Genomic DNA, 24,402 nt, shown 5'->3' with positions numbered 1-24,402 from the left:
AGGGTGGGTCAGATCAACAACGGCGGCCTCGGTTGATGCAATCGACGACGGTCCGCATCAACCGATCGGGCATCACGTTGGCGAAGTCGCCATGGTCCGTGATCGGGTTGTGCTTCTGCTCAGGGAAAGCGTCCACGGCGTACGAAGGACCCTGAGGCACGGTGTACGAAAGGGTCATACGTAGCTGCGGAATCGCTCTGGTGCCCTGAGGACAGGCACCACTCTGGTCGGGGAAGACCACGTGTGTGCGGTGATTGGCGCTGTCGGTGTTCTGGCCGTCCCAGCAGCTCGGGAAGTCCAGAATACGGAGGACCTGACTGCCGCGCGGGCAAAGCGTGTATTTGTCGGGACTTATGCGATTTTGGAATCCCGAGCAGCTCCATCCGGCCTTGGCGTTGGCGCCGCCGTTGGTGGCCGCCTTGGCGTCACCGGTGATGATCCTGATGAACTGCGGCATCGCGACCACCCGGGAGGTGGCGTTGCCGCGGAACTGGAGCGTCACGTCGCGCGGCCGCAGGACCTGGCCGACGTTGCCGTCCGGGTCGTTGACGTTGGCGTCCACCTTGCGGTCGCGGAGCACCGGCCAGAAGTAGGTCGACTTGTCGCCCTGCCGGCACGTGGTGTTCGCGGCGGCCAGGCTCTCGTCGGTCGAGAAGGCGTCCGTGGACAGGTTGCCCACGTAGTCGTGCAGGTGGTGGGCGCCGTTGCTGACGCCGGGGGCGACGATGAAGTTGTCGGGGTTGTTGTGGCCGTCACGGTTCGTCCCGCACTCGGAGACGAAGGTGCCGCGCGAGCCGTTCCGGCCGATCCGCGCGTCGCTCTGGCCCGAGGACACCCGGCGGATGTCGACGAAGTCCTCGGGGAACGGGCCGAGATCGGCGCACTCTTCCTCGTTGCCGGTCTGCGTGGGAGAGGGCGAGGGGGATCCCGTCGGGGACGCGCTCGGCGACGGCTCCTCGGTGGCGTTGTCGTCGGGGTTCTGCGTCTGCGTCTGGCTCGGGCTCGGGGACTGGCTCGGGCTCGGGCTGGCGGTCCTGGTCGGCCGGCCGCGGCGGGAGAACGTCGAGGCGCCCTCGTCCGCGTTCTCGGCGTTCTCGGCGTTCTCGGCGTTCACGGGGTCCTCGGCCTGCTCGGCCTCGGGAGACTGGGCCGGGTCCACGGCGATGCCGCCGCCCTGGGGGGCCTGCTGGTCCGCGCCGCCCTGGTCGGCGCCCTCCTGACCTGCGGTGTCCTGCTGGCCGGTGTTGTCCTGGCCCGCGTCATCCTGTTCAGGCGCCTGCTGCTCGGGGGCCTGCTCCTGGTTCTGGTCCTGCTCCTGCTGGTTCTGATCCTGACCCTGCTGGTCGTTCTGCTGCCCGTTGTCCTGGCCGTTGTTCGGCTGGTTGTTCTGCTGCTGGCCCGTCGGGGTCGCGGTGGCCTCCGCCGGGTCGCAGTGGTCGGCGCGTACGGGGCCGACGCCGATGACCGCCGCGGACACCAGCCCGCCGGCCGCCACGGCCAAAGCGGACATGGCCGCGGCCATGCGTCTGGGTCTCCTCATGTGTGTCTCCTCGTTTCGACCGCCATAGCGACGGGTGGAGCGGGTGAGGGCGTCGGGGGTTCGGGCAGGTCGTTGTGGTCGACCAGTCCGGTGGACTCCAGCAGGGTCATGTGCCTCATGACGAAGTTCACGCCCTCCTGGGCGAACTTCCTGACCTCGGAGTTACGCGTCCCGGCCCGTACAGCCGCCACGACCGTGAAGACCTTGCCGTGCGCGGCACGCAGCAGGTTCGCGAAGTCCTTGTCGAAGGCGGGACCGCTTTCCGCGGCGAGCTGGGCCATCCAGCGCTGCTGGTCGGCGTTGGGCTCGTCGGGCAGGGCCACACCCAGCCGCTTGGCCACCTGGCGGGTCATCAGGTCCAGCTTCATGTGGTCCTGCATGAGCAGCTTGCCGACTTCCTTGACGCGCTGGGACTCGGCGCGGGTCTGGGCGTAGTCGCCGACCGGCATTTCCCAGAGCCCGGCCTGCCGCACCTTGATCAGCAGATCGCGATCGGCGGCAGTGAGGGGGCCCGACGTCGTCTGCGTCCACTGAGCGGCGGCGGGATCGATGGCCGGCGGCATGACCAGCACGATCGTCACCGCTGCCGCGGCGACGAACCCGCCGAGCATCAGCACCTCGCCACGTAAAAGCCTGTGCATGGTCGGAGGTACGCGGAGGTCCCGCTTCTGGTTCACTCATGGCCGGAGATAGTTAGAAATGACTGGAGTTATCGGAGTGGCTACCGGACTGATAACAAAGGTGTAAAGATGTGCCCCGTGCTAGGTCACCTCGACGGCAGGTTCGAGAGTGCGGATGCCGAGGCCGAGGCCCGCATTGCGGTCCTCTACCAGGAGTTCGGCGGCCCTCTGCTGCGACACGTCCGCAAGTCCACAGGTAACGACCTTCAATGGGCCGAAGACGTGGTGCAGGAGACGCTCGTCCGGGCCTGGCGTAACTCGGCCAGACTGCAATGGGAACCAAGCCTTATATGGGCGTGGCTACTGACGGTGGCCCGCCGCATCGTGATTGATGGACGTCGGCGAAAGAGCGTCCGGCCTCACGAGGTCGAGCCGCCCGAAGTCGACATGATGGCGGTGCCCGACGGGTCGGAGCGGGCTCTGTCGGCGATCGTTGTCGCCGACGCGCTCCGCAGCCTGTCCGAAGAACACAGGGAAGTCATTGAGCAGACTTACCTTCGAGACCGTACGATAAGTGAAGCGGCGGAGATACTGGGGATACCGCCGGGCACGGTGAAGTCCCGGCTCTACTACGGGATTCGGGCTCTCCGCGAACTGCTGCGGGACAAGGGGGTAGCCGGCTGATGCATGACGGGGTGGCCGCCTACGTTCTCGGTGTCCTCGACGAGGAGGAGCACGAGGCGTTCGAACGCCACCTCGACACGTGCGAGCAGTGTCAGGCTGAGCTGATAGAGCTCGCCGATCTGCCTGAGCAGCTCGACGAGCTCAAGCACAGCCCCTCGGCCACGTCGGGCGATGACCCCCCGATGTCGATGTCACGTTGACGTCTATGCCCTTTTCGGGTGATATCGGTACGGCGAGGCATACGCTCGGTGAACCAGGGCCGGGCGATTTGGGGGAGGTGTTCGGTGGGCATCGACGGTGATGCGCCCGTTCCCCCGCAGCGGCGGTTCGGCGAGGAAGGCGGCCGGCTGTCCTATGGCGGCTACCTTCGCCTGCCCGAGCTGCTCGCCCAGCAGCAGCCGCAGTCGGAGGCCGCCGACGAGCTGCTCTTCATCACCATCCACCAGGTCTACGAGCTGTGGTTCAAGCTGCTGCTCCACGAGCTGGAGAACGCCCGGGACGCCATGTTCGCGGGCGAGTTCTGGCGTGCCCGCCAGCTTTTCCGGCGGGTCCACGCGGTCGAGAAGGTGCTGATCGAGCAGATCGCGGTCCTGGAGACGATGACGCCTCAGGACTTCCTGGAGTTCCGCTCGAAGCTGGCGCCCGCGAGCGGCTTCCAGTCGGTGCAGTTCAGAGAGCTGGAGTTCCTGTCCGGGCTCAAGGACGAGCACTACATCGGCAGCTTCCGGCACGCCGAAGACGTCGAGCTCGCCCGGCTGCGCCGGCGGCTGGCGGAGCCCACTCTGTGGGACGCCTATCTCGCCGCCCTCTCCCAGCGCGGTCTGCCGGTCTCCGACGCGGAAATCATGGGCACGCTGCTGACCGTGGCCAGGGATCGTGGCTCTTATGACGATCTGTGGCAACTGGCCGAAGACCTGCTGACGCATGACGAGACCGCCGCGTTGTGGCGGATGCGCCATGTCCAGATGGTCGAACGCCAGATCGGCACCAAGTCGGGCACGGGCGGCTCGACCGGTGCTCCATACCTGCGCGGTAGAACGCGCCTGCACTACTTCCCGCTGCTGTGGGAACTAAGGGCCTGGCTGTGAACAGCCATGGCGAATCCTCACAAAGGAGTGAGAGCGAAATGCCGCTCGACGAGGCCAAGGATGAGCTGCTCCAGCGAGCTGCCGAGCGTTGCGCGGCGGGCAGCGAACATGTGAGCGCCGAGGAGGCACTGTCCTTCCTGCGGTTCTACTACCGGCACGTGGCGCCGGAGGACCTGCTCGACCGCAACCCCGTTGACGTGTACGGCCCCGCGATGTCGCAGCGCAAGCTGGCCGAGATCCGCCCCCAGGGAAGGGCGGTCGTCCGGGCCTACACCCCCTCGCTGGACGAGAACGGCTGGGACCCCGGGCACTCGGTCGTCGAGGTCGTGACCGACGACATGCCGTTCCTGGTCGACTCCGTGACCATGGAGCTCGACCGCCATGGCCTCGGCATCCACCTCGTCGTCCACCCGCAGATGCGGGTGCGCCGCGACATGACGGGCCGGATGCTCGGCCGTGGCCAGGAGGACGTCACCGGCCAGATGCTGGTCGAGTCGTGGATGCACCTGGAGATCGACCGGCAGGCCGACCCCGAGCAGCTCAAGGTGCTCGAAGCCGACCTCCAGCGGGTGCTCACCGACGTGCGGCACGCGGTCGAGGACTTCAGGAAGATGCGGGCGCTGGCCGTACAGACCGCCGAGGACCTGAGCGTGAACCCGCCGCCGCTGGAGCCCGCGGAGGTCGAGGACAGCCTCGACCTGCTGCGCTGGCTCGCCGACGGGCACTTCACCTTCCTCGGTTACCGCGAATACCGGCTGGAGGACACCGACGAGGGCGAGACGCTGCGCGCCCTGCCGGGGGCCGCGCTGGGCATCCTGCGCGACGACAGGGTCGGCTCGGACAGCTTCTCCGCCCTGCCCGCCGAGGTGCGCGCCAAGGCACGCGAGAAGCAACTGCTGATCATCACCAAGGCCAACTCCAGGGCCACCGTGCACCGGAGCAACTATCTCGACTACATCGGGGTGAAGACGTTCTCGCCCGAGGGCGAGGTGACCGGCGAAAGGCGCTTTCTGGGCCTGTTCACGCACGTGGCCTACAACGAGTCGATCTCCCGGATCCCGGTGCTCCGGCGCAAGCTGGCCGACGTGCTGGAGCGGGCCGGGCTGGCGCCCGACAGCCACGACGGCAAGGACCTGATCGAGATCCTGGAGACGTTCCCGCGTGACGAGCTGTTCCAGACCTCGGTGGACCAGCTCCTGCCGATCGCCCTGGGCGTGCTGCGGCTGCGTGAGCGCAAGCAGGTCAAGCTGTTCCTGCGGCGCGACGACTACGGCCGTTACATCTCCTGCCTGATCTACCTGCCGCGCGACCGTTACACCACCAACGCCCGGCTGAAGATGCAGGACGTGCTGCTCAAGGCCCTGGGCGGCACCACATACGACTACAGCGCCATGATCGGCGAGTCGGTGCTGGCCCGGCTGCACCTGGTCGTGCGGGGTGAGCGGGGCAAGCAGCTCCCGCCGCCGGGCGTGGACGTGGAGGAGCTGGAGGCGCGGCTGGCCGCCATCACCCGCTCCTGGGAGGACGACCTGGCCACCGCGCTCGCGGAGCTGACCTCGGAGGAGGAGGCGCCCACGCTGATCAGGCGGTACGCCTCGGCCTTCCCCGAGGGGTACAAGGCGGACTTCGCGCCCAAGGTGGCCGTGATGGACCTGCGGCGGCTGGAGGAGCTCGTCGCCGAGGGCGACGACCAGCAGGTGGGCATCAACCTGTACGAGCCGTATGACGCGCCCGACGGGGAGCGGCGGCTCAAGGTCTACAAGGTCGGCTCGCCGATCTCGCTGTCCCACGCCCTGCCGCTGATCCAGCGGCTCGGGGTCGAGGTCGTGGACGAGCGGCCGTACGAGATCGACCGGGACAACGACCCGAACACCAAGAACGCCTGGATCTACGACTTCGGGCTGCGTTACATGCCGTTCGAGGACGTGGACCGGGACGAGTTCAAGCGGCTGTTCCAGGACGGGCTCAACGCGTTGTGGACCGGCCGGGTGCAGGCCGACAACTTCAACGCCCTCATCCTGCGGGCCGGGCTGACCTGGGAGCAGGTCGAGATCCTGCGGGTCTACGCCAAATACCTGCGCCAGTCCGCGAGTACGTTCTCGCAGATCTACATGGAGCGGGTGCTGCTGGGCAACCTGCGCCTGGCGCGGCTGCTGGTCCGCCTGTTCGAGGCCAAGCTGGATCCGCGGCGGTCCGACGAGGTGCGGGCCGATCTCGTGGAGGCGCTCACGGAGGAGATCCTGGGGGCGCTGGACGAGGTGGCCTCGCTGGACGAGGACCGGATCCTGCGGGCCTACCTGGAGATGATCCAGGCGACCTTGCGTACGAACTATTTCCAGAAGGGCGAGAACGGGGAGCGGAAACCGTACATTTCGCTCAAGTTTGACCCTGAGGCCATCAGTGTGCTGCCGCTGCCGCGGCCGAAGTACGAGATTTTCGTGTATTCGCCGCGGGTCGAGGGCGTGCACCTGCGCTTCGGGAAGGTTGCGCGGGGTGGTTTGCGGTGGTCTGACCGGATGGAGGACTTCCGTACGGAGATTTTGGGCCTGGTAAAGGCGCAGATGGTGAAAAACACCGTTATTGTGCCCACTGGGTCTAAAGGTGGATTTGTCGTGAAACGTCCGCCCGCGTCCGGAACGCGGGAGGACCTGATGGCCGAGGGCGTGGCGTGCTACCGGACCTTCATCTCCGGCCTGCTCGACGTCACCGACAACCTCGTGGACGGCAAGGTCGTGCCGCCGCCCGACGTGGTCAGGCACGACGGCGACGACACCTACCTCGTGGTCGCCGCCGACAAGGGCACCGCGACCTTCTCCGACATCGCCAACTCCGTGGCCAAGGAGTACGGCTTCTGGCTGGGTGACGCCTTCGCCTCGGGCGGTTCGATCGGCTACGACCACAAGGCCATGGGCATCACCGCCCGCGGGGCCTGGGAGTCGGTCAAATACCACTTCCGCACCATGGGCGTGGACGTGCAGACCACCGACTTCACGGTGGCCGGGATCGGCGACATGTCCGGCGACGTGTTCGGCAACGGCATGCTGCTGTCGCGGCACATCCGGCTGGTGGCCGCGTTCGACCACCGGCACATCTTCGTGGACCCCGCCCCCGACGCCGAACGCTCCTTCGCCGAGCGGCAGCGGCTGTTCGACCTGCCACGCAGCTCCTGGGCCGACTACGACACCAAGCTGATCTCGCCCGGCGGCGGCGTCTTCCCGCGTACCGCCAAGTCGATCCAGATCACGCCCCAGTTGCGCGAGGCGCTCGGCATCCCGACCAGGATCGTGTCGATGGCCCCGAACGACCTGATCAGCGCCATCCTGCGGGCCCCGGTGGACCTGCTGTGGAACGGCGGCATCGGCACCTACGTCAAGGCCGCGGGCGAGTCGCACATGGACGTCGGCGACAAGGCGAACGACGCGCTGCGGGTCAACGCCGACCAGTTGCGCTGCAAGGTCATCGGCGAGGGCGGCAACCTGGGGTTCACACAGCTCGCCCGGATCGAGTTCGCGCTCAACGGTGGCCTGGTCAACACCGACTTCATCGACAACTCGGCCGGGGTGGACACCTCCGACCACGAGGTGAACATCAAGATCCTGCTGGACCAGGTCGTCCGCGACGGCGAGCTGACCGACAAGCAGCGCAACCAGGTCTTCACCTCCATGACCGATGAGGTGGCCAAGCTGGTGCTGCGCGACAACTACGCGCAGAACGTCGTCCTGGCCGCCGCCCGTACGCAGGCGGTGGAGATGCTCCACATCCACGCCCGCTACCTGCGGCGGCTGGAGCGGGACGGGCTGGTCAACCGGGAGCTGGAGTTCCTGCCTTCAGACAAGATCCTGGCCGAGCGGCGCCAGAGCAAGCTCGGGCTCACCGCTCCGGAGTTCTCGGTCCTGCTCGCCTACACCAAGCTGGTGGCCGACGCCGAGCTGCTGACCTCAGACCTGCCGGACGATCCGTATCTGGCGTCGTGGCTGGTGTCGTACTTCCCGTCGGCTTTGCGGGAGCGCTTCCGGACGTACATGGACGCGCACCCGCTGCGGCGCGAGATCATCACCACCTGTGTGGTGAACGAGCTGGTCAACTCCGCCGGGACCACGTTCCTGCACCGCTTCGGGGAGGAGACCGGGGCCTCGACGCCGGACGTCGTACGGGCCTACCTGGTGGCGCGCGAGGTCTTCGACCTGCCCAGCTTCCACCGGGCCGTGGAGTCCCTGGACAACCAGGTGGACACGGCCACCCAGATCGCCATGCTGCTGGAGGTCCGCAAGCTCGCCGAGCGCGGCGCCCGCTGGCTCCTGGTCAACCGCCGCCCGCCGCTGGACCTGGCCGGGTCCGTGAGCTTCTTCGTCAAGGGGGTCAACGGGCTCGTCGCCCACATCCCGAAGCTGCTCACCGGGCCCGACCTGACCGCGTACGAGGAGCGCCGGGACTCGTTCCTGGCCCGGGGGGTGCCGCAGGAGCTGGCCGAGCGGGTGGCCGGGATGGTGCCCGCCTACTCGACGCTGGACCTGGTGGAGATCTCGTCCCTGACGGGGCGTCCGGTGAACGAGGTGGGGGAGGTCTACTTCGACCTCGCGGACCGCCTGCAGCTCTCCCGGCTCCGGGAGCGGATCATCTCCCTGCCGCGGGACAACCGCTGGAACTCGATGGCCCGCTCGGCCCTGCGCGACGACCTGTACGCGGCGCACGCCTCGCTGACCCAGGACGTGCTGGCCCACAGCACGCCTGGCCTGTCACCCGAGGAACGGCTGGCGCGGTGGTCCGAGCACAACTCGGCCGCCGTCTCGCGGGCCCGGCAGACGCTGTCGGAGATCTGGGAGAGCGACCACTTCGACCTGGCCACCCTCTCGGTCGCCCTGCGTGCCATCCGCACCTTGGTGGCCGCCAGCAACCTCCCCCACGCGGAGTCCTGACCCCCACCCACAGGCGGCCCCACCCCGGGGCCGCCCCCCGCGACGGCCGCCGGCGTCGGCGGGCTCCCGCGGAACGGGAATGTCATCAGCCGACATGGAGCAACGTTGGTTGTCCGAATAGACAACCTGCGTTGCTAGTTGCCGGACGCCCGGGTCAGAGCGCCGTCATGGGCGATCACGGAGGCGGCCGCGGGCGCGGTGAGCGGGGGGACGGCGGTCGCGTACTGGTGGGTCTCGGTCAGCTTGAGCGACCGCCGCACCACCTTGTCGTCGTCCTTGATCGCCCAGCGGGCCGAGTCGGGCACCGGGATGAAGTCCTTCTCGGCCGTCTTGGTGTTGGTCGTGGTGTTCCTGGACAGTGAGTACTGGATCAGCGCCCCGCCGTTGGAGGTGCGCAGCGCGTAGACGGGGAAGTTGTCGGCGCTGAAGATCGAGTCGTAGCTGAACCCGTCGAGCTTGGCCTTCTCCCGGAGCGAGGCGATCTGCTCGGCCACCTCCGTCGTGTAGGGCCCGGCGGCGAGCAGGCCCGCCGTGACCCCCGCGGACCCCGTCTCGGCCACGCTGGCGTGCACCGGCCCCATGAACTGCGGGCTGATCGTAATGGTTTTGTCATCGGATGCCACCGGCGTGGCGTAGCCGTCGTCGTCCAGCTCGATCTCCGGCAGCTCCTGGCCGGGCAGGAGCTCGGCGGCGGAGCTGAGCCGCCAGCGGTCGGACTTGGCGAACGTCAGCAGCGTCGGGCGCCCGTCGCGCGTCGCCAGCGCGCTGAACCAGGGCGCCTTCTCATCCGGGGCGAACCGGGGCACGAACAGCGTCGGCGCCCCCCACCGGTAGCGGTGCGGCGCGTAGTCGGTCGACAGGTAGGCGGCCTCGGTGAGCGACGCCTGCCCGCCCGTCAGCTGGTCCTTCGCCATCCGCAGGCGCCCCTTCAGGGCTTCTCGCAACGCCGGGTCCCTGCTCCGCACGCGGAAGGCGTCGTCGGTGACGGTGATCTTGGTGAACTCCCCGGCCGCCTCGGTCAGGGTGACGGCCGGCTGCTCCCCGGTGGGCGACGGGGTCGGGGAGAGGGCCATCGCCGACTTGGTGGTGGCTGGTGGAGCACCGCCGGAGCAGGCGGTCGCCACGGCCAGTACGCCGAAGGCGAGCGCCAGCGCCTTCCGCCGACCGTATGCACGCACCTCGCCATGTTATTCGGGCGCGCGAGGGTCGCGTACCCTTGGGAGACGTGGCAGGCATCGATCCGGCAGAAGAGATCAACGAGCTAGCGGGCACGCTCCGCAGCATCCAAGACGTGCTCGACCTCGACGCGATGCGCAAGCAGATCGAGGAGCTGGAGCAGCAGGTCGCCGCGCCCGACCTCTGGGACGACCCGGAGCAGGCCCAGAAGGTCACCAGCAAGCTCTCGCATCTGCAGGGGGAGCTCAACCGCGTGGAGGGGGTCGCGCGCCGCCTCGACGATCTGACGGTCCTCTACGAGCTCGCGGCAGAGGAGGGCGACGAGGACACGCGCGCCGAGGCCGACAAGGAGCTCCAGGTGCTCCGGTCCGACATCGGCGCCATGGAGGTGCGCACCCTGCTGTCGGGCGAATACGACGCCCGGGAGGCGCTGGTCACCATCAACTCCCAGGCGGGCGGCGTCGACGCCGCCGACTGGGCCGAGATGCTGCTGCGCATGTATCTGCGCTGGGCCGAGCGCAAGGGCTACGCGACCGAGGTCTACGACACCTCCTACGCGGAGGAGGCCGGCATCAAGTCGGCCACGTTCACGATCAAGGCCCCCTACGCCTACGGCACGCTACGCGGCGAGCACGGCACGCACCGGCTGGTCCGCATCAGCCCGTTCGACAACCAGGGCCGCCGACAGACCTCGTTCGCCGGGGTGGACATCGTGCCGGTCGTGGAGCAGACCGACCACATCGACATCAACGAGGACGACCTGCGTGTCGACGTCTACCGCTCGTCGGGCCCCGGCGGCCAGGGCGTCAACACCACCGACTCGGCGGTGCGCATCACGCACCTGCCGACCGGCATCGTGGTCTCCTGCCAGAACGAGCGCTCCCAGCTGCAAAACCGGGCCTCGGCGATGAACGTCCTGCAGGCCAAGCTGCTGGAGGTCAAGCGGCAGGAGGAAGCGGAGAAGATGTCGGAGCTGCGCGGCGCCACCACCACGTCGTGGGGCACGCAGATCCGCAACTACGTGCTGCATCCCTACCAGATCGTCAAGGACCTGCGCACGGGCACGGAGGCCGGCAACCCGACGGCCGTGCTCGACGGCGACCTCGACGAGTTCATCGAGTCGGAGATCCGCTGGATGCGGCGGCAGGACTCAGACTCCGCCTAGGCGGGACTCAGACCCCGCTCAGCCGCTCGATCAGCAAGGTCACGAAGAGCAGGACGATCAGCAGCAGGGCGATGAGAGCGGGTGACAACCCGGCGAAGCCGTGGTTGTGCATCCGCTCGCGGTTGGCGCGGCACAGCGGGCAACGGCCCTCGATAACGGGGTGGGCGCACTGCGCGCATACGAGGTGTTCGCAACTCATGTCAGCCCCAAGTCTAGCCGCACAATCGTTTTGTTTCCGTTATGGACGTTCCATGCCAGTCTTCCCCCTAGACTGTCGTCTGGCCAATCGGAACGTCGATCATTGGTAAAGACGACCCCAACCGATCGGTCGGTGGCGGGAAGTGGGCATGTGCCACCCTCGCTTCCGTCCTGACCCCTAGACTGGCATGCCGTGATGCTCTCGTGATCCATTTCGATAATGTCACCAAGGTCTACACGAACCAGAACCGGGCAGCCCTGGACCACGTCTCCGTTGACGTGGACAAGGGCGAGTTCGTGTTCCTCGTCGGTCCCTCGGGATCAGGCAAGTCCACGTTCCTGCGCCTGATCCTGAAGGAGGAGCGGCCCAACTCCGGCGCGATCCACGTCGCCGGCAAGGACCTGGCCCGCCTCTCCAACTTCAAGGTGCCGCACCTGCGCCGCCGCATCGGCTGCGTGTTCCAGGACTTCAGGCTGCTCCCGAACAAGAACGTCTACGAGAACGTGGCGTTCGCCCTCGAAGTCATCGGCAAGCCCCGGCGGTTCATCCGCAAGGTGGTCCCCGAGGTCATCGAGCTGGTCGGCCTGGAAGGCAAGGCCCACCGGATGCCCGACGAGCTGTCCGGCGGCGAGCAGCAGCGCGTCGCCATGGCCCGAGCGTTCGTCAACCGGCCAATGATCTTGCTGGCCGACGAGCCCACGGGCAACATCGACCCCGCGACGAGCATCGGCATCATGAAGGTGCTCGACCGCATCAACAGGACTGGCACCACGGTCGTCATGGCCACCCACGATGCGGCCATCGTCGACTCCATGCGCAAGCGTGTCGTGGAGCTGGAGGACGGCAAGATCGTCCGTGACCAGTCGCGTGGCGTTTACGGCCAGGCGTACTGACAGGGAGCTGTAGACAGAATCATGCGGGCGAATTTCATCTTCTCCGAGGTCTGGATCGGCCTCCGTCGCAACCTGACCATGACGATCGCGGTGGTCATCACCGTGGCGGTAGGCATGGCGATGCTGGGCGTCGGCTTGATGATCAACGCCCAGGTCAGCATGATGAAGGGCTTCTGGGACGACAAGGTCGAGGTCTCGGTCTTCGTCTGCAGCCGGAACTCCGCCATCGAGGCGTGCAAAGGCAAGGCGATCACGAACGCGCAGCTCACGGCCCTCAAAGCCCACATCGACAGCACCCCGGGGGTCAAGGATGTGATCTTCGAGGACCAGCCGACCGCGTACAAGAACTTCGCGGACACCTACTCGTCCAACAAGGCCCTCGTCGACGCCACCAGGGTCGAGGACATGCCGCAGTCGTTCCGGATCAAGATCAACGATCCGAACAACTACCAGTCCGTCATCAAGGCGATGGAAGGCCAGCCGGGCGTCGCGCAGGTGGTCGACCAGCAAGAGCTGATAGCCCCGTTCTTCGCCATGCTCGACAAACTGGCCATCTCCGCCCTCACGGTCGCGATCGTGCTGGTGCTGGCGGCGGCGTTGCTGATCGGCAACACGGTGCGACTGTCGGCGTTCAACCGGCGCCGGGAGACGGGCATCATGCGGCTGGTCGGCGCGTCGAACCTGTACATCCAGCTACCGTTCGTGATGGAGGGCGTCATCGCCGGCCTCATCGGCGGCGTGTTCGCGGCGGTCATCCTGATCGTGACCAAGGTCTTCCTCTTCGACGAGCTGACCGGCTTCATCGGCAATGGAGTGCAGCTCGGCTGGGACTCGGTGGCCTCGACCATCACGATCACCATGGCCATCGGCGTGATCATCTGTGTGCTGGCGTCGTTCGTGACGCTCCGCCGGTACCTGCGGGTGTAGCGGTGCCGACGGTCGCGCTCGCGGCGAACCTCCGCCGGCGCCGCCGGCTCGCTCTCTCCGGTTCCGGTCGCCGGTAAAGTCGAAGCATGCCACGTGAGACCGGGCGGAAGGTCATCGCCCAGAACAAGCGGGCCCGGCACGACTACCACGTCGAGGACACGTTCGAGGCGGGTCTCGTGCTGCAGGGCACGGAGGTGAAGTCCCTCCGCGAGGGCCGCGCCTCGCTCGTCGACGGTTACGCCAGCATCGACGGCGACGAAGCGTGGCTGCTCAACGTCCACATCCCCGAATACACCCAGGGGACGTGGACCAACCACGCGGCCCGCCGCAAGCGCAAGCTGCTGCTGCACCGCAAGGAGATCGACAAGCTCGCCGCCAAGACCAAGGAGGGCGGGCTGACGATCGTGCCGCTGTCGCTCTACTTCAAGGACGGCCGGGCCAAGGTCGAGATCGGCCTGGCCCGCGGCAAGAAGGACTGGGACAAGCGGCAGTCCCTCGCGGAGCAGCAGGCCAAGCGCGAGATGGCCCGGGCCCTGCGTCACCGCAACCGATGAGAGCGGCATGAGACGAGCCCGCCGCACCCTCACCGCGACCGTCACCCTGGCGGTCGCGTGCACCACGCTCACCGGCTGCTTCGAGGAGCCGTCGCCGCACGACGCGGTGCGCGACTTCCTCGTGGGCTGGCAGACCGAGGACTACGACCTGGCCGCGGGCCGGGCCGACGGCGACCGGGCCACCGTGCGCCAGGCGTTGTCCGACGCCAAGCTGGAGCTCGACGCGGCCTCGTTCCGCTTCAAGATCCAGAGCATCACCGTGAACGGCGAGCAGTCCCAGGCGGACTTCCGCGCCGAGGTCGACCTCGGCGAGAACAACCCGCTCTGGCAGTATGACGGGGTGCTCCCGCTGCACCTGGTGGACGGCAGATGGAAGGTGCACTGGTCGCCTTCGGTGCTGCATCCCCAGCTCAAGGAGGGGCAGCGGTTCGCGGTCGACACCGATCCGCAGCCCCGCCAGCCGGTGGTCGACCGGGCCGACGACCCGCTGCAGAGCGACACCACCCTCTACGTCGTCGGTGTCCGTCCCTCCCAGCTGGGCAACCAGGCCGAGGACGTCGTCGCCCGGCTGTCGGAGATCACCGGATACGCCCAGGACCGGCTGCTGAGCCGGATCAGGTCGTCGCCGCCCGACAAGTTCGTGCCGCTGGTCACGTTCGGACGCTCACGCTTCCAGTCGATGCAGGCGAAGCTGGAGGGCATCCCCGGGATCACGATCGATCCGCAACCCCAGCCCGTCGATCCCGACGCGCCCAAGCAGATCGTCGGCACCGTCAGCGCGCTCACACCCGAGACCGAGCAGAAGCTCGGCGGGCCGCAGCGGGCCGGCGACTCGGTCGGCAGGAGCGGCCTGCAGGCGGCCTACCAGGACTATCTGACCGGCACCACGCGGACCAGGGTGATCACTCTGGACCTCAAGACCGGCAGGGAGGTCACCGTCCTCAAGGAGTGGGCGGGGCGGCAGAACGTCTCGGTCAAGACCACGATCGACCGCGGCATCCAGCAGGCGGCCGAGCAGGCGGTGGCCGGCACGGAGACGAGCTCCCTGGTGGCGGTGCAGCGGGACACCGGTGAGATCCTCGCGGTCGCGACCAAGAACATGCACCAGGAGAAGGACGCGCTGGCCGGCAAGTTCCCGGCCGGCACGGCGTTCTCGATCGTGGCAGCGGACGCGCTGCTCAAGGCCGACGTCAGCCCCAAGCAGCGGCTGTCGTGCCCGCAGGAGCGCACGGTCGGCGGTGCCAAGTTCGTGCATCCCGGGCAGGCCGCCGGGGCGACGCCGTCGGCCACGTTCGAGGAAAACTTCGCCAAGGGTTGTGTCACGGCGCTGGCCTCGCTGGCCCGCCGGGTCACGGCCGCCGACTTGACCCGCAGCGCCCAGGCGTTCGGCGTGGGCCTGCCGTGGCGGTTGCCGCTCAAGTCGTTCAGCGGCTCGCTGCCGCAGTTGTCCAGCGACGCCGACAAGGCCAGGGCCATCGCCGGCCAGAATGTCCAGATGAGCCCGCTCGGCATGGCGCTGGTGGCCGCGGCGGTGGGCTCGGGCACCTGGCGGCCGCCCCTGCTGGTGACCGAGCCCAAGGCGCCCGACCCGGCGGCCGAGGTCGAGCCGATCGTCCAGCCGCCCTCGGAGCCCGTCGACCCCACGGTCCGCAAGACGCTGACGTCGATGATGAAGGCCGGTGCGGCCGGCACGCCCGCCCAGGCGGGCCGGGGCAGGGTCTACGGCGTGACGGCGACGGCGGGCGGCCAGTGGAGGTGGTTCGTGGGCTGGCAGGGCAACGTGGCCATCGCGGTGCTGGCGAAAAACCACGACGCCGGGGCGGTCGCGGGAGCCTTCTTCACGGAACTGCGAGACTCTCCGTGAACGGGACCGCGGGGCTCCCCGCGAACGGGAGCGCGGGGCTCCCCGCGAACGGGAGCGCGGGGCTCCCCGCGAACGGGAGCGCGGATTCTCTGTGAACGGGGCCGCGTAGGACGCTTCGTGAAATTATCGTGACGCTGAGCAACCTTCCCCTGGCGCGGCTGCGTCTTACTGAGTGACTGGGCCCGCTCGGGGGGTTGCGGACCCGGTCGCCGTGATGAGACAGGACTTCATCTCGGGGGAAGTCCTGCCGTCCGGACCGGCTCGACCCTGCCGGTCGGCCTCCGGGGGCGCGTGCTGCTGTGCCGCGCCTCCGGGGGTTCGGCATGATTCGGACGTGCGGCACGGGGAATTAAGTTGGCGTTGAGGGCGTTGACCCATGTACATTCATGTTGCTCATCCCCACCGGGGATGTGTTGACAACTGCACAGGGGGTGACTGGCTTCGACTTCGACTTTGCAAGTTAGGGGAAGCGGGCCGAGGACTGCGGACATAACCTCGTTAATCCTGTGACCGCAAACAACAAGTGCCAATTCCAAGAGCACTGTGGCGGCCAGGTCTGACCTGGCCCTCGCTGCCTAAGCAGCGAAACCACTGTCAGCCCGGGAGTGCCTTCGGCCCGGTGTCTGGCATCGCTAGAAGGCTCAACCGTTCGACCCGGCCACGGGGGAGATCGGGAAATCAAACAGTGGCTGGGCCCGTCGGCGTCTCGCCTGCGTGATCGCCGGGGCCGAGAAAAGCACAGCAGGCTGCGCCCGGAGAAGCCCTAGCCTGGAGTTGAAGGACCCGGGTTCGATTCCCGGCACCTCCACCAGTTCAAGAGGCTCGATTCCCTTGAGGGAATCGGGCCTTTTCGCTGTTCAGGGGCGTTTTCGCGGGTGCCGGCGGGCATCGCTCGGCCGGCATCCTGCGGCGGATCGTGCTGACTGCCCGCGATGAGTGCTTTACATGTGGTTAGGTATTGCTTTGACAATTCGCGTGGCGTAGTGGGGTTATAGGGTGTCAAGGTACGACTGGCGTCATTCGGGGTTCGCGCCCCTGGTGGGCCTCGTGGTCTCGGGTGTGCTCATGGCGGCCGGGGCAGTGGGGGCGCTGCTGCGGTCCGTGGGGTCGACGACGGCCCCGGCGGCGGCGCAACTCGTGGTCACGCTCATCATCGCGGTGTTCCTGACCACCGTTCTCAGGATCGCCAGGGCCGTACCGGACATCCGGCGGGAGAGCGCCGCGACGGCCCGGGCCACGTCGAACGTCCAGTCGGTGAAGCCGAACGAGGACACGCTGGTGTCGCGGCGGCTCAAGCTGTTCAGGGAGGCGGCCGAGGCGGGGAACGACTGCGAGGCGGTGCTGAGCGCGCGCTCGGCGCTCGACGAGAGCGAGATGGCCAACAAGCACCACATCGACCACGCGCTCATCTGGGCGCTGCCGGTGTTCGGCTTCATCGGCACCGCTCTGACGATGGCCGCGATGGTCAGCTCGTTCTCCGACGCGCTGGACAGCCAGGGGGACCCCGGCGTGCTGATCACCGCGCTCAAGCAGCACGTGCTGCCCGAGCTGGCCTCCGCGTTCGGCGTCACCCTGATCGCGCTGTTCCTCAGCGTGCTCGCGTTCGGGGCGATGGCCCTGGTCGAGCGGGCGGAGCGGGCCAGTGTGACGGCGGCGGACGAGGTGTTCCTGATCTACATCGCGCGTCTGCCCGCCAAGCAGGCCGGGCCCGTCGCGCAGGCGTCGCCCGCCCTGCAGGGGCTCACCCAGGAGCTGGCCGCGTCCCGGAGCAGGGCCGAGGGGCTCACCCAGGAACTGGCCGCGTCCAGGGGCAGGACCGAGGAGCTCGTCAAGGGCCTGGACGCGCTGCGTACCGCCGTGGAGCGGCTGAGCGCCGTCGAGAGCCGGCCGCAGCGTTACACCCTGGTGAGGGAGCAGTGAGACGGCGGCCTGCCAGGTCGCTCGCGCCGCCGGTCGACCTGCGCTTCATCGACCTGTTCATGTCCATCGTGCTGGCGCTGGCCTTCGTCGCCATCATGCTGACCGTCGTGGCACGGATGCTGCCGACGGAGGACGCCGCGCCGCCGCCGCGCCAGGAGAAGAGCGTGGCGCAGCTCCAGCAGGAGCTCGACACCGCCGTACGGGCCCAGCAGGAGGCCGAGGCCGAGCTGCGCGAGACGCAGGAGCAGATCGCCGACCAGACCGCCTTCGCCCTGCCGTGGTGGCTGATCGGGTTCTGTGCCCTGCTCGGCGCGGTGGCGGTGTTCATGGGCTGGCGGATCCGGCTGTGGAACAAGGGAACCCTGCCGCGTTTGGGGAGCTGGCTGCTGGTCACGCTGGTGGTGGCCGTGGTCACGGTGGTGATCAGGTGGCTGAGCGACAGCGACGGTTACCTGCTGCTCGCCGAGATCCCCTGGTGGGCCGCCGACGCCCTCTGCCTTGGGCTCCTGCTGGTGGCGTACGTGCTGATCTCCGTCATCCGGGACGGCCACGCCACGATCGGCGAGATCAAGGCCCGCTCGGCGGCCGGATCGCCGCAACGCCGGCCCAGCGGTACGCGAACTTGATCTCCGACAGTTGGGCTGAACTTCACTCCTGTCACATCTCGCGCAAATAACGTGACGCGCATCCCCTGACTTCCGTAAGGAGTTCGCGATGCTACGTCGAGCCCTGGGCCTGATGGCCGCCGCCGGAGCCCTGCTGCTGACGGCCACCCCCGCTCTGGCGGCCGTCCGCGCCGAGCCGCTGCCCCGTGCCCACGCGCACAACGACTACGAGCACGAACGCCCGCTCCTGGACGCCCTCGACCACGGTTTCACCAGCGTCGAGGCCGACATCTACCTGGTGGAGGGCGAGCTGCGGGTCGGCCACGACCCCGAGGACCTGCGGCCGGGCCGTACCCTCCAGTCGCTCTACCTCGATCCGCTGGCGCGGCGGGTCAAGGAGGGGCACGGGCACGTCTACCCGCGCGACCGCCGGCCGATCCAGCTCCTGGTGGACATCAAGAACAACGGCGCCGCCACGTACACCGAGCTCGACCGGGTGCTGCAGGCGTACCGGAAGATGCTCACCACCTACGCCAAGGGCAAGGTCAAGGACGGCGCGGTGACCGTGGTCGTCAGCGGCGACCGGCCGCGCGAGCTCATGGCCGCGCAGGAGCGGCGCTATGCCTTCTACGACGGGCGGATGAGCGACCTGGGGCAGGGCGGCGCGTCGCTGATCCCGCTGATCAGCGACAACTGGACCAACCACTTCACCTGGAACGGCGAGGGCGAGATGCCGGCCGCCGAGCGGGCCAGGCTGCGCGAGGTGGTGGCGACCGCGCACCGAGACGGCCAGCGGGTACGGTTCTGGGCCACCCCCGACGTGGCCGGCCCGGCCCGGGACGCGATCTGGCGGGAGCTCGTGGCGGCGGACGTGGATCACATCAACACCGACGACCTGGACGGGCTGCGGCAGTTCCTGAGCCGGTACGACACGGAGCGGGCCGCCGCCTGACCGGGATGGTCGGAATATTGGTCGCGTATGCCCATAAGGCCGAGTAAGGTCCAAGGCCAGACTGGCCGCGGGACTTCGGTACGACTTCCGGAACCCGCCTTTAAAGCGATGCTTCGCTGCTCGTGCCCCCATTCCCCGGCCAGTCCTGGACCACGGGGGAGCCGCATGGACACCTACGCCGACCTGATCGAGTGCGAGGACGTGCTGCTCTTCGCCAACGCGGCGATCACCTCGACCGGCCAGCGCGAGTTTCACGGCGCGGCCGGCGAGCAGCGGCTCTCCCTCGACTTCCTGCACCGCTACACACAGGGCAACTACCCCGACCTGTACGCCGCCACCCTGGCCCTCGACATCAACGACCACAACGCCGCCCTGATCATCGGAAACCTGCTCGGGCAGCCGGGTCTGGGCGACGGCCGGCTGATCGCGTGGCGGCTGGCCAGGATGAGCCCGCCCCGGGTCTACCGGCTGTTCCGGGAGCTGCGCCGCGACGGCGTCAACAACCGGCGCACCAGGGCCCTCATCCGCGACTGGCTCGCCGGCCGCCCCGACCTGGCCTTCGACGCGGTGAAGTACCGCTCGGCGGTCAAGTCGGCGGTGCGGCACGCGCACCTGACCCTGACGGGCGAGCTGGGCGACTTCCTGTTCGCGCCGTTCAGCCGGGCCCGCTACGAGACGCCCATTCTGGAGACCTGGCGGCGTGCGCACTACGACAAGAGCGCACTGTACGACCTGCCGTACACCGTCGCCGAGGGCTTCGCGGCCCGCCACGGGATCAGCCGGCCGGTCTTCCTGGAACGTGTCGCACCCCGGCTGACCAGGCTGGAGCGGCTGCGGCTGACGGAGAGCGCGGGCGCCGCGGGCGTGGCCACCGAGGCCGACCTGGCCGCGATGCCGCTGGTCAGGCTGGCCTCCTACGTGCTGTCGCTGGCCGCCGACGTGCGGACGCGGCGCCGGGACGAGCTCGTGGGCGCGCTGCGGGCGGCGGCCGCCCGGGCGGCGGGGGCGCGGGCGGGCACCTGGGGGAGCGTCGCGGCGGTGCTCGACGACAGCTTCTCCTCGTTCGGCTCGCCGGTGAAGCGGCGGCGCCCGCTGGCGGTCGCGCTGGCCTGCCACTACCTGCTGGAGGCGCTGGCCGGTGCCTACCGGGGCGTCTGGGTGTCGCGCAGGACCGACCCGCTCCAGGCGCGGGCCGCCGGTCCCACGCCGCTGGGCCTGCGGATCGTCGACGCGCTCGACACGCGGCCCGGCATGCTCGTCATCGTCTCCGACGGCTGGGACAACGCGCCGCCCGGGCTGGCGGCCGAGGTGCTGCGCGTCTGGCGGCGCAAGCTCGACCCCGGAGGCGAGGTGGGCATCGTGCACATGAACCCGGTCTACGACGCCGACGCGTTCGACGTGCGGCGGCTGTCGCCCATGGTGCCGACGGCCGGCATCCGCGACGCCGAGGACCTGCCCGCGCTGGTGGAGCTGGCCAGGTTCGCGGAGGGGCGGACGGGGCTCGCGGAGCTGCGGGCCTATCTGGCGGACCGGGCGGCGCGATGACCGGTCCCGGGCGTTCGAGGCTCGATCTCTCCGGGCTCGACACGCGGCCCGCGCAGATCTGGGGAGCGATGCGGCTGGTGCCCCTCGTGCGCCGCGAGCCCATCGAGGACCTGCGGCTGCACGCCGCCATGTGGGACGACGACGAGGTCGTGTACGACGACGATCCGGCCACGGTGAGCCTGTCGCACCGGACCGGCTACACCGCGTACGTGCCGCACGCCTTCGTGGCCTCCTGGACCGACGACGGCACCCCCGCGGCGGCGTACGGCACCCAGTTGGGGGAGCCCCGGCGGCAGATGTACGTCAGGACCCGGCGCAGGGAGGCCCGGCACGCGAACAAGAACCGGCTCAGGTTCCTGCCGCTGCACCTGGCCGTCGAGGGTTTCCTGGCGCTGCACTTCGGCGGCCCGGTGATCGTCTGGGAGGAGTGGTCGCGGCTGGCGATCGCCCACGGACTGTCCCCTCGTGCCGAGGACGCCTACCTCGGCGCGTACGTACGCGGGCTGGACGACGCGCTCAAGGTCTTCGAGATCCACCCGTACCAGTGCGGGCTGCTGCTCTACACCGGCGACACGCTGGCCGCCGCCTTCGTGGTGCCGCACCCGGACGACTATCGCGCGCTGCATCCCACGCTCGTGCACGACCTGTACGGCGAGCTGGTCTACGACCATGCCCTGTTCTACCCGGCCAGGGACTTCCTCGCGGAGATCGACGACACGGAGGTCTCCTCGCTGGCCGACCTGCGGGCCGAGGCCGTGCGCCAGGAGCGGGAGTGGGCGCGGTTCCACGACACGGTGATGGCCGACGGCCTCCTCCGCGCCCCCGCGAAGGTGGAGGGGGTCGCCCGGATGGGCCGGTTCACGCTGAACCGCTTCCTGCCCGCGTTCGAGCGGAAGACCGAGAACCACATCGGCGAGACGATCACCGATGAGCTGGGGCGACTGGCCTACCTGAAGACGTTCCGGCTGTCCGAGGCGCAGAGCCGGCGCGGCCACCTGCTGAGCGTGCTGGCCGCGCACGACTGGAGCCTGCCGGACACCGCCGCCGCCCTCGGGACCGACCCGGCCGCGTTCGGGTTGCGGCTGGAGCGGGCCGGGTTCGGGCACCTGCTGCGGCAGGACGTCCTGGACGGCTACCGCAGGGCCCGCGCCGAGCGGCTCAGTGGGCGCAGCCGGCGTACTCGTCCAGACGGCGGAACATCGCCGCCAGCATGAGCGGGAACATCGCCACGTGCGCGATCATCATCAGCCCGCCGGCGTCGATGGCGCCCAGCCACAATAACGGGAAGAGCGGCACGACCGGGGCGAACATCACGGCGCACATCTCCAGCGTCGGCGCCCAGCCATGCCCGCGGATCCGCATCCAGACGGCCATGCCGACGGACATGTGGGCCGCCATCACCAGATAGGCGAGCTCCGGCTGCCGGTCGTGGGAGACGCCGAGCCCGACGGCGTCCTGCAGCATGCCGAGCACGAGCATCCCGACGAACATCGCGATGATCATCTCGACGTAGTGGAGGGCGAACCTGCCCCAGCGGCGACCTGTGTGCGCGGGTGTCGTAGTCATGCCCCCGACTGTGTCCGGGGCCGTGGCCGCCCGCCAAGGAGAGCGGCCCGGGAGGTCCGGAAACTTGGGACCTTCGTCCAACGGACCCTAGAGTCGTGCCATGGAGAAACGACGGGTCGTCGTCGTGGGCTACGAAGCCGCCGCACTGCTCGACATCGCCTGCGTGGTCTCCGCGCTGGAGACCGCCAACTGGTACGGTGCCCAGCCGTACTACGAGCCCCGCCTGGCCACCCCCGGGGGCCACACCATCTCCACCGGCACCGCTTTGACCCTCCAGCCACAACTGGCCCTGGAACGGGTCACCGGGCCGCTCGACACCCTCCTCGTCTCCGGCGGGATAGGCCACGAGGACGCCGCCGCCAGCCCGCTGGTCGTCGGGCACGTGCGCAGGCTGGCCCGGGAGAGCCGCCGGGTGGCCTCCGTGTGCACGGGAGCCTACGTCCTGGCCGCCGCCGGGCTGCTGGACGGCAGGCGGGCCACCACCCACTGGCAGGCGGCGCGTACGCTGGCGGAGCGCCACCCCGAGGTCATCGTGGACGCCGACCCGATCTTCATCCGGGACGGCAACGTGGCCACGTCCGCGGGCGTCACCGCCGCACTCGACCTCACGCTGGCCTTCGTCGAGGAGGACAACGGTCCCGAGGTGGCCCGCGACACGGCCAGGGACCTGGTCACCTACCTGCAGCGGCCCGGCAACCAGGCGCAGATGAGCATTTTCGTCACCGCGCCCGCGCCCGCCGACGGCCTGGTCAGGCGGGTGGTCGACCACATCGGCCGGCACCTGCGCGACGACCTGACCACGCCCGCGCTGGCGGCCGAGGCGGGCGTGAGCGAGCGGCACCTGACCCGGCTGTTCCTCCGGCACCTGGGGCTGACCCCGGGCCGCTACGTCAGGCAGGCCCGCACCGAGGCCGCCGCACACCTGCTGGCCTCCACCTCGCTGACGATGGCGGCGGTGGCGGCGCGGTGCGGGTTCGGGACGGCGGAGACGTTGCGGCAGGCGTTCATCGACCGGTACGGCATCCCGCCGTCGCGCTACCGGCTGACGCAGAGGCCGGTGGCGGGGTGAGCTCGCATTTCGCGGCGGAATGGCCGCCCTCGTGCGGGGGAGGCTGCTGGGGCGTCAGGGGTCAGTCGGCCGAGAGCTGGCTCAGGGTCACCGTGAGCGTCGCGGTCCTGCCGCTCGGGTACACCACCCCGACCCGGGCCTGATCGCCGGGCTTGAGCGCGGTGAGGGCCTCAGAGAGTTGTGCCATGGTCAGCGTGTCCTTCCCGTTGATCGAGACGATCACGTCCCCGGGCTGGATCCCCGCCTTGGCCGCGCCGCCGCCGGGCTCCACCCTGACCACTCCCACACCGCCCGGCTCCCCGTTCTCGCCGATGACCGTACTGGCCCGGATGCCCAGCGCGGCCCGGTGGCTCTTGGTCACCTTGCCCTGCTTGATGATCTGGGAGGCGATGTCCGTGACGGTGTCGCTGGGGATCGCGAACCCGATGCCCGGCGCGGCGCTGCCGCCCAGGTCGGGGTCGATGGCGGCGAGCGTGGGGATGCCGATCACGTGTCCCGACAGGTCCACGAGCGCGCCGCCGCTGTTGCCGGGGTTGATCGCGGCCGAGGTCTGGATCGCGCCCGCGATCGTGGCGCCGGGCGAGCCGGGGTTCTGGGGCTCGCTGACCGTACGGCCGAGGGCCGAGATGATGCCGTTCGTCACGCTGCCCGACAGGCCCAGGGGGTTGCCCATGGCCAGGACGATCTGGCCGACCCGGAGCTTGGACGAGTCGCCGAACCTCGCGGGCCGCAACCCGCTCGGCTTGTCCACCTTGATGACCGCCAGGTCCCCGGCGCTGAACGACTTGACCAGCTTGGCCTTGAGCGCCGAGCCGCCGGCGGTCGTGACGTCCAGTTCGGTGGCCTCACCGACCACGTGGGCGTTGGTGACGATGTGCCCTGCGGTGTCGTACACGATGCCGGAGCCGAGCCCGACCTTGGTGTTGATCTGCACGATGGACGGCAGGACGTCCTTGATGACCTGCTCGTAGGCCGCTTCCAGCGGGTGCGGCGACGCCGCGGGGGTGGGTGTGACGGACGCAGTGGTGGTGGGGGAAGGTGCCCGGGTGTCCGTGGAGGCACCGCAGCCGAGGAGCAGTACGGCGGCGGCGATGCCTGCGGCGATCTCCCTCATGGGAG

Annotated in this window: 21 protein-coding genes and 1 other RNA gene; 16 read left to right on the top strand and 6 right to left on the bottom strand. The window is 69.1% G+C overall.

The genetic code is table 11. The features are described from left to right. Nucleotides 1-13: 13 nt before the first annotated feature. Both ABGB18_RS20635 and ABGB18_RS20630 read right to left on the bottom strand, forming a co-directional pair. Entirely contained in the window at nucleotides 14-1,540 is a 1,527-nt protein-coding gene (locus ABGB18_RS20635) for a DUF1996 domain-containing protein (protein ID WP_347697171.1), read from the bottom strand. After that, nucleotides 1,537-2,181 carry a DUF4142 domain-containing protein gene (locus tag ABGB18_RS20630; protein ID WP_347697170.1) on the bottom strand — a complete coding sequence of 215 codons (645 nt, stop codon included), beginning with the start codon at nucleotides 2,179-2,181 and terminating at the stop codon, nucleotides 1,537-1,539. The genes ABGB18_RS20635 and ABGB18_RS20630 overlap by 4 nt, the downstream gene beginning before the upstream one ends. 108 nt (nucleotides 2,182-2,289) lie before the next feature. Between ABGB18_RS20630 and ABGB18_RS20625 the strand changes: the two genes are divergently transcribed. From ABGB18_RS20625 to ABGB18_RS20610, 4 genes are all read left to right on the top strand, one after another. Beyond that, nucleotides 2,290-2,844 (top strand): sigma-70 family RNA polymerase sigma factor, encoded by a 555-nt coding sequence (locus ABGB18_RS20625; RefSeq protein ID WP_347697169.1) that lies wholly within the window; start codon nucleotides 2,290-2,292, stop codon nucleotides 2,842-2,844. Next, nucleotides 2,844-3,044 (top strand): zf-HC2 domain-containing protein, encoded by a 201-nt coding sequence (locus ABGB18_RS20620; protein ID WP_347697168.1) that lies wholly within the window; start codon nucleotides 2,844-2,846, stop codon nucleotides 3,042-3,044. Before ABGB18_RS20625 ends, ABGB18_RS20620 begins: the two co-directional genes overlap by 1 nt. An 84-nt stretch (nucleotides 3,045-3,128) precedes the next feature. Then, the gene (locus ABGB18_RS20615) at nucleotides 3,129-3,932 is read left to right on the top strand and encodes a tryptophan 2,3-dioxygenase family protein (protein ID WP_347697167.1); all 804 of its coding nucleotides are present in this window, start codon (nucleotides 3,129-3,131) and stop codon (nucleotides 3,930-3,932) included. 38 nt (nucleotides 3,933-3,970) lie between these two features. Beyond that, a complete protein-coding gene (locus tag ABGB18_RS20610) occupies nucleotides 3,971-8,848 on the top strand; it encodes an NAD-glutamate dehydrogenase (RefSeq protein WP_347697166.1) in 4,878 nt (1,625 codons plus the stop codon). A 134-nt stretch (nucleotides 8,849-8,982) separates the two neighbouring features. Here the strand turns inward: ABGB18_RS20610 and ABGB18_RS20605 are convergent, their stop codons facing one another. Beyond that, nucleotides 8,983-10,026: a hypothetical protein gene (locus ABGB18_RS20605; protein WP_347697165.1), complete on the bottom strand. Its 1,044-nt coding sequence runs from the start codon at nucleotides 10,024-10,026 to the stop codon at nucleotides 8,983-8,985. A 47-nt stretch (nucleotides 10,027-10,073) separates the two neighbouring features. On the opposite strand from ABGB18_RS20605, the gene prfB reads away from it, so the two are divergent. Then, nucleotides 10,074-11,189: a peptide chain release factor 2 gene (gene prfB, locus ABGB18_RS20600; protein WP_347697164.1), complete on the top strand. Its 1,116-nt coding sequence runs from the start codon at nucleotides 10,074-10,076 to the stop codon at nucleotides 11,187-11,189. A gap of 7 nt (nucleotides 11,190-11,196) precedes the next feature. Here the strand turns inward: prfB and ABGB18_RS20595 are convergent, their stop codons facing one another. Beyond that, a complete protein-coding gene (locus ABGB18_RS20595; RefSeq protein WP_347697163.1) occupies nucleotides 11,197-11,388 on the bottom strand; it encodes a hypothetical protein in 192 nt (63 codons plus the stop codon). Between the two features lie 203 nt (nucleotides 11,389-11,591). Here ABGB18_RS20595 and ftsE point away from each other — a divergent pair, with 203 nt between their 5' ends. The 10 genes from ftsE to ABGB18_RS20545 all read left to right on the top strand — a co-directional run bounded on the left by ftsE (nucleotide 11,592) and on the right by ABGB18_RS20545 (nucleotide 21,862). Beyond that, nucleotides 11,592-12,281, top strand: coding sequence for a cell division ATP-binding protein FtsE (gene ftsE / locus ABGB18_RS20590; protein ID WP_347697162.1), 690 nt, complete (start codon nucleotides 11,592-11,594; stop codon nucleotides 12,279-12,281). A 21-nt stretch (nucleotides 12,282-12,302) separates the two neighbouring features. Further along, nucleotides 12,303-13,208 carry a permease-like cell division protein FtsX gene (gene ftsX, locus ABGB18_RS20585; RefSeq protein ID WP_347697161.1) on the top strand — a complete coding sequence of 302 codons (906 nt, stop codon included), beginning with the start codon at nucleotides 12,303-12,305 and terminating at the stop codon, nucleotides 13,206-13,208. Between the two features lie 86 nt (nucleotides 13,209-13,294). Continuing rightward, nucleotides 13,295-13,762, top strand: a complete 468-nt coding sequence (gene smpB, locus ABGB18_RS20580; protein WP_347697160.1) for an SsrA-binding protein SmpB — start codon at nucleotides 13,295-13,297, stop codon at nucleotides 13,760-13,762. Between the two features lie 7 nt (nucleotides 13,763-13,769). Further along, a complete protein-coding gene (locus tag ABGB18_RS20575) occupies nucleotides 13,770-15,626 on the top strand; it encodes a penicillin-binding transpeptidase domain-containing protein (protein WP_347697159.1) in 1,857 nt (618 codons plus the stop codon). A gap of 427 nt (nucleotides 15,627-16,053) precedes the next feature. Next, nucleotides 16,054-16,437: a transfer-messenger RNA gene (gene ssrA, locus ABGB18_RS20570) on the top strand. A 185-nt stretch (nucleotides 16,438-16,622) separates the two neighbouring features. After that, complete coding sequence (locus ABGB18_RS20565) at nucleotides 16,623-17,546, top strand: hypothetical protein (protein WP_347697158.1); 924 nt, start codon at nucleotides 16,623-16,625, stop codon at nucleotides 17,544-17,546. Next, nucleotides 17,543-18,172, top strand: a complete 630-nt coding sequence (locus ABGB18_RS20560; RefSeq protein ID WP_347697157.1) for a hypothetical protein — start codon at nucleotides 17,543-17,545, stop codon at nucleotides 18,170-18,172. Before ABGB18_RS20565 ends, ABGB18_RS20560 begins: the two co-directional genes overlap by 4 nt. Before the next feature lie 88 nt (nucleotides 18,173-18,260). After that, a complete protein-coding gene (locus ABGB18_RS20555) occupies nucleotides 18,261-19,103 on the top strand; it encodes a phosphatidylinositol-specific phospholipase C/glycerophosphodiester phosphodiesterase family protein (protein WP_347697156.1) in 843 nt (280 codons plus the stop codon). 165 nt (nucleotides 19,104-19,268) lie between these two features. Beyond that, nucleotides 19,269-20,648 (top strand): hypothetical protein, encoded by a 1,380-nt coding sequence (locus ABGB18_RS20550; protein ID WP_347697155.1) that lies wholly within the window; start codon nucleotides 19,269-19,271, stop codon nucleotides 20,646-20,648. Beyond that, nucleotides 20,645-21,862 (top strand): hypothetical protein, encoded by a 1,218-nt coding sequence (locus tag ABGB18_RS20545; protein ID WP_347697154.1) that lies wholly within the window; start codon nucleotides 20,645-20,647, stop codon nucleotides 21,860-21,862. Before ABGB18_RS20550 ends, ABGB18_RS20545 begins: the two co-directional genes overlap by 4 nt. Here ABGB18_RS20545 and ABGB18_RS20540 read toward each other — a convergent pair. After that, a complete protein-coding gene (locus tag ABGB18_RS20540; RefSeq protein WP_347697153.1) occupies nucleotides 21,807-22,214 on the bottom strand; it encodes a hypothetical protein in 408 nt (135 codons plus the stop codon). The genes ABGB18_RS20545 and ABGB18_RS20540 overlap by 56 nt on opposite strands. 100 nt (nucleotides 22,215-22,314) lie before the next feature. Between ABGB18_RS20540 and ABGB18_RS20535 the strand changes: the two genes are divergently transcribed. Continuing rightward, complete coding sequence (locus ABGB18_RS20535) at nucleotides 22,315-23,283, top strand: GlxA family transcriptional regulator (RefSeq protein WP_347697152.1); 969 nt, start codon at nucleotides 22,315-22,317, stop codon at nucleotides 23,281-23,283. 61 nt (nucleotides 23,284-23,344) lie between these two features. Here ABGB18_RS20535 and ABGB18_RS20530 read toward each other — a convergent pair whose 3' ends face one another. Beyond that, nucleotides 23,345-24,397, bottom strand: a complete 1,053-nt coding sequence (locus tag ABGB18_RS20530) for a trypsin-like peptidase domain-containing protein (RefSeq protein WP_347697151.1) — start codon at nucleotides 24,395-24,397, stop codon at nucleotides 23,345-23,347. Nucleotides 24,398-24,402 lie beyond the last annotated feature (5 nt).

Source organism: Nonomuraea sp. B12E4 (assembly GCF_039871825.1).
Classification (GTDB): domain Bacteria; phylum Actinomycetota; class Actinomycetes; order Streptosporangiales; family Streptosporangiaceae; genus Nonomuraea.
This window is presented reverse-complemented; position numbering and strand designations above follow the sequence as displayed.

Coding starts and splice junctions, on each gene's coding strand:
- ABGB18_RS20620 (WP_347697168.1), top strand. CDS start 2,844: ATGCATGACGGGGTGGCCGCCTACGTTCTCGGTGTCCTCGACGAGGAG.
- ABGB18_RS20610 (WP_347697166.1), top strand. CDS start 3,971: ATGCCGCTCGACGAGGCCAAGGATGAGCTGCTCCAGCGAGCTGCCGAG.
- ABGB18_RS20635 (WP_347697171.1), bottom strand. CDS start 1,540: ATGAGGAGACCCAGACGCATGGCCGCGGCCATGTCCGCTTTGGCCGTG.
- ABGB18_RS20630 (WP_347697170.1), bottom strand. CDS start 2,181: ATGCACAGGCTTTTACGTGGCGAGGTGCTGATGCTCGGCGGGTTCGTC.
- ABGB18_RS20545 (WP_347697154.1), top strand. CDS start 20,645: ATGACCGGTCCCGGGCGTTCGAGGCTCGATCTCTCCGGGCTCGACACG.
- smpB (WP_347697160.1), top strand. CDS start 13,295: ATGCCACGTGAGACCGGGCGGAAGGTCATCGCCCAGAACAAGCGGGCC.
- ftsX (WP_347697161.1), top strand. CDS start 12,303: ATGCGGGCGAATTTCATCTTCTCCGAGGTCTGGATCGGCCTCCGTCGC.
- ABGB18_RS20625 (WP_347697169.1), top strand. CDS start 2,290: ATGTGCCCCGTGCTAGGTCACCTCGACGGCAGGTTCGAGAGTGCGGAT.
- ABGB18_RS20575 (WP_347697159.1), top strand. CDS start 13,770: ATGAGACGAGCCCGCCGCACCCTCACCGCGACCGTCACCCTGGCGGTC.
- ABGB18_RS20595 (WP_347697163.1), bottom strand. CDS start 11,388: ATGAGTTGCGAACACCTCGTATGCGCGCAGTGCGCCCACCCCGTTATC.
- ABGB18_RS20535 (WP_347697152.1), top strand. CDS start 22,315: ATGGAGAAACGACGGGTCGTCGTCGTGGGCTACGAAGCCGCCGCACTG.
- ABGB18_RS20540 (WP_347697153.1), bottom strand. CDS start 22,214: ATGACTACGACACCCGCGCACACAGGTCGCCGCTGGGGCAGGTTCGCC.
- ABGB18_RS20530 (WP_347697151.1), bottom strand. CDS start 24,397: ATGAGGGAGATCGCCGCAGGCATCGCCGCCGCCGTACTGCTCCTCGGC.
- ABGB18_RS20550 (WP_347697155.1), top strand. CDS start 19,269: ATGGACACCTACGCCGACCTGATCGAGTGCGAGGACGTGCTGCTCTTC.
- ABGB18_RS20555 (WP_347697156.1), top strand. CDS start 18,261: ATGCTACGTCGAGCCCTGGGCCTGATGGCCGCCGCCGGAGCCCTGCTG.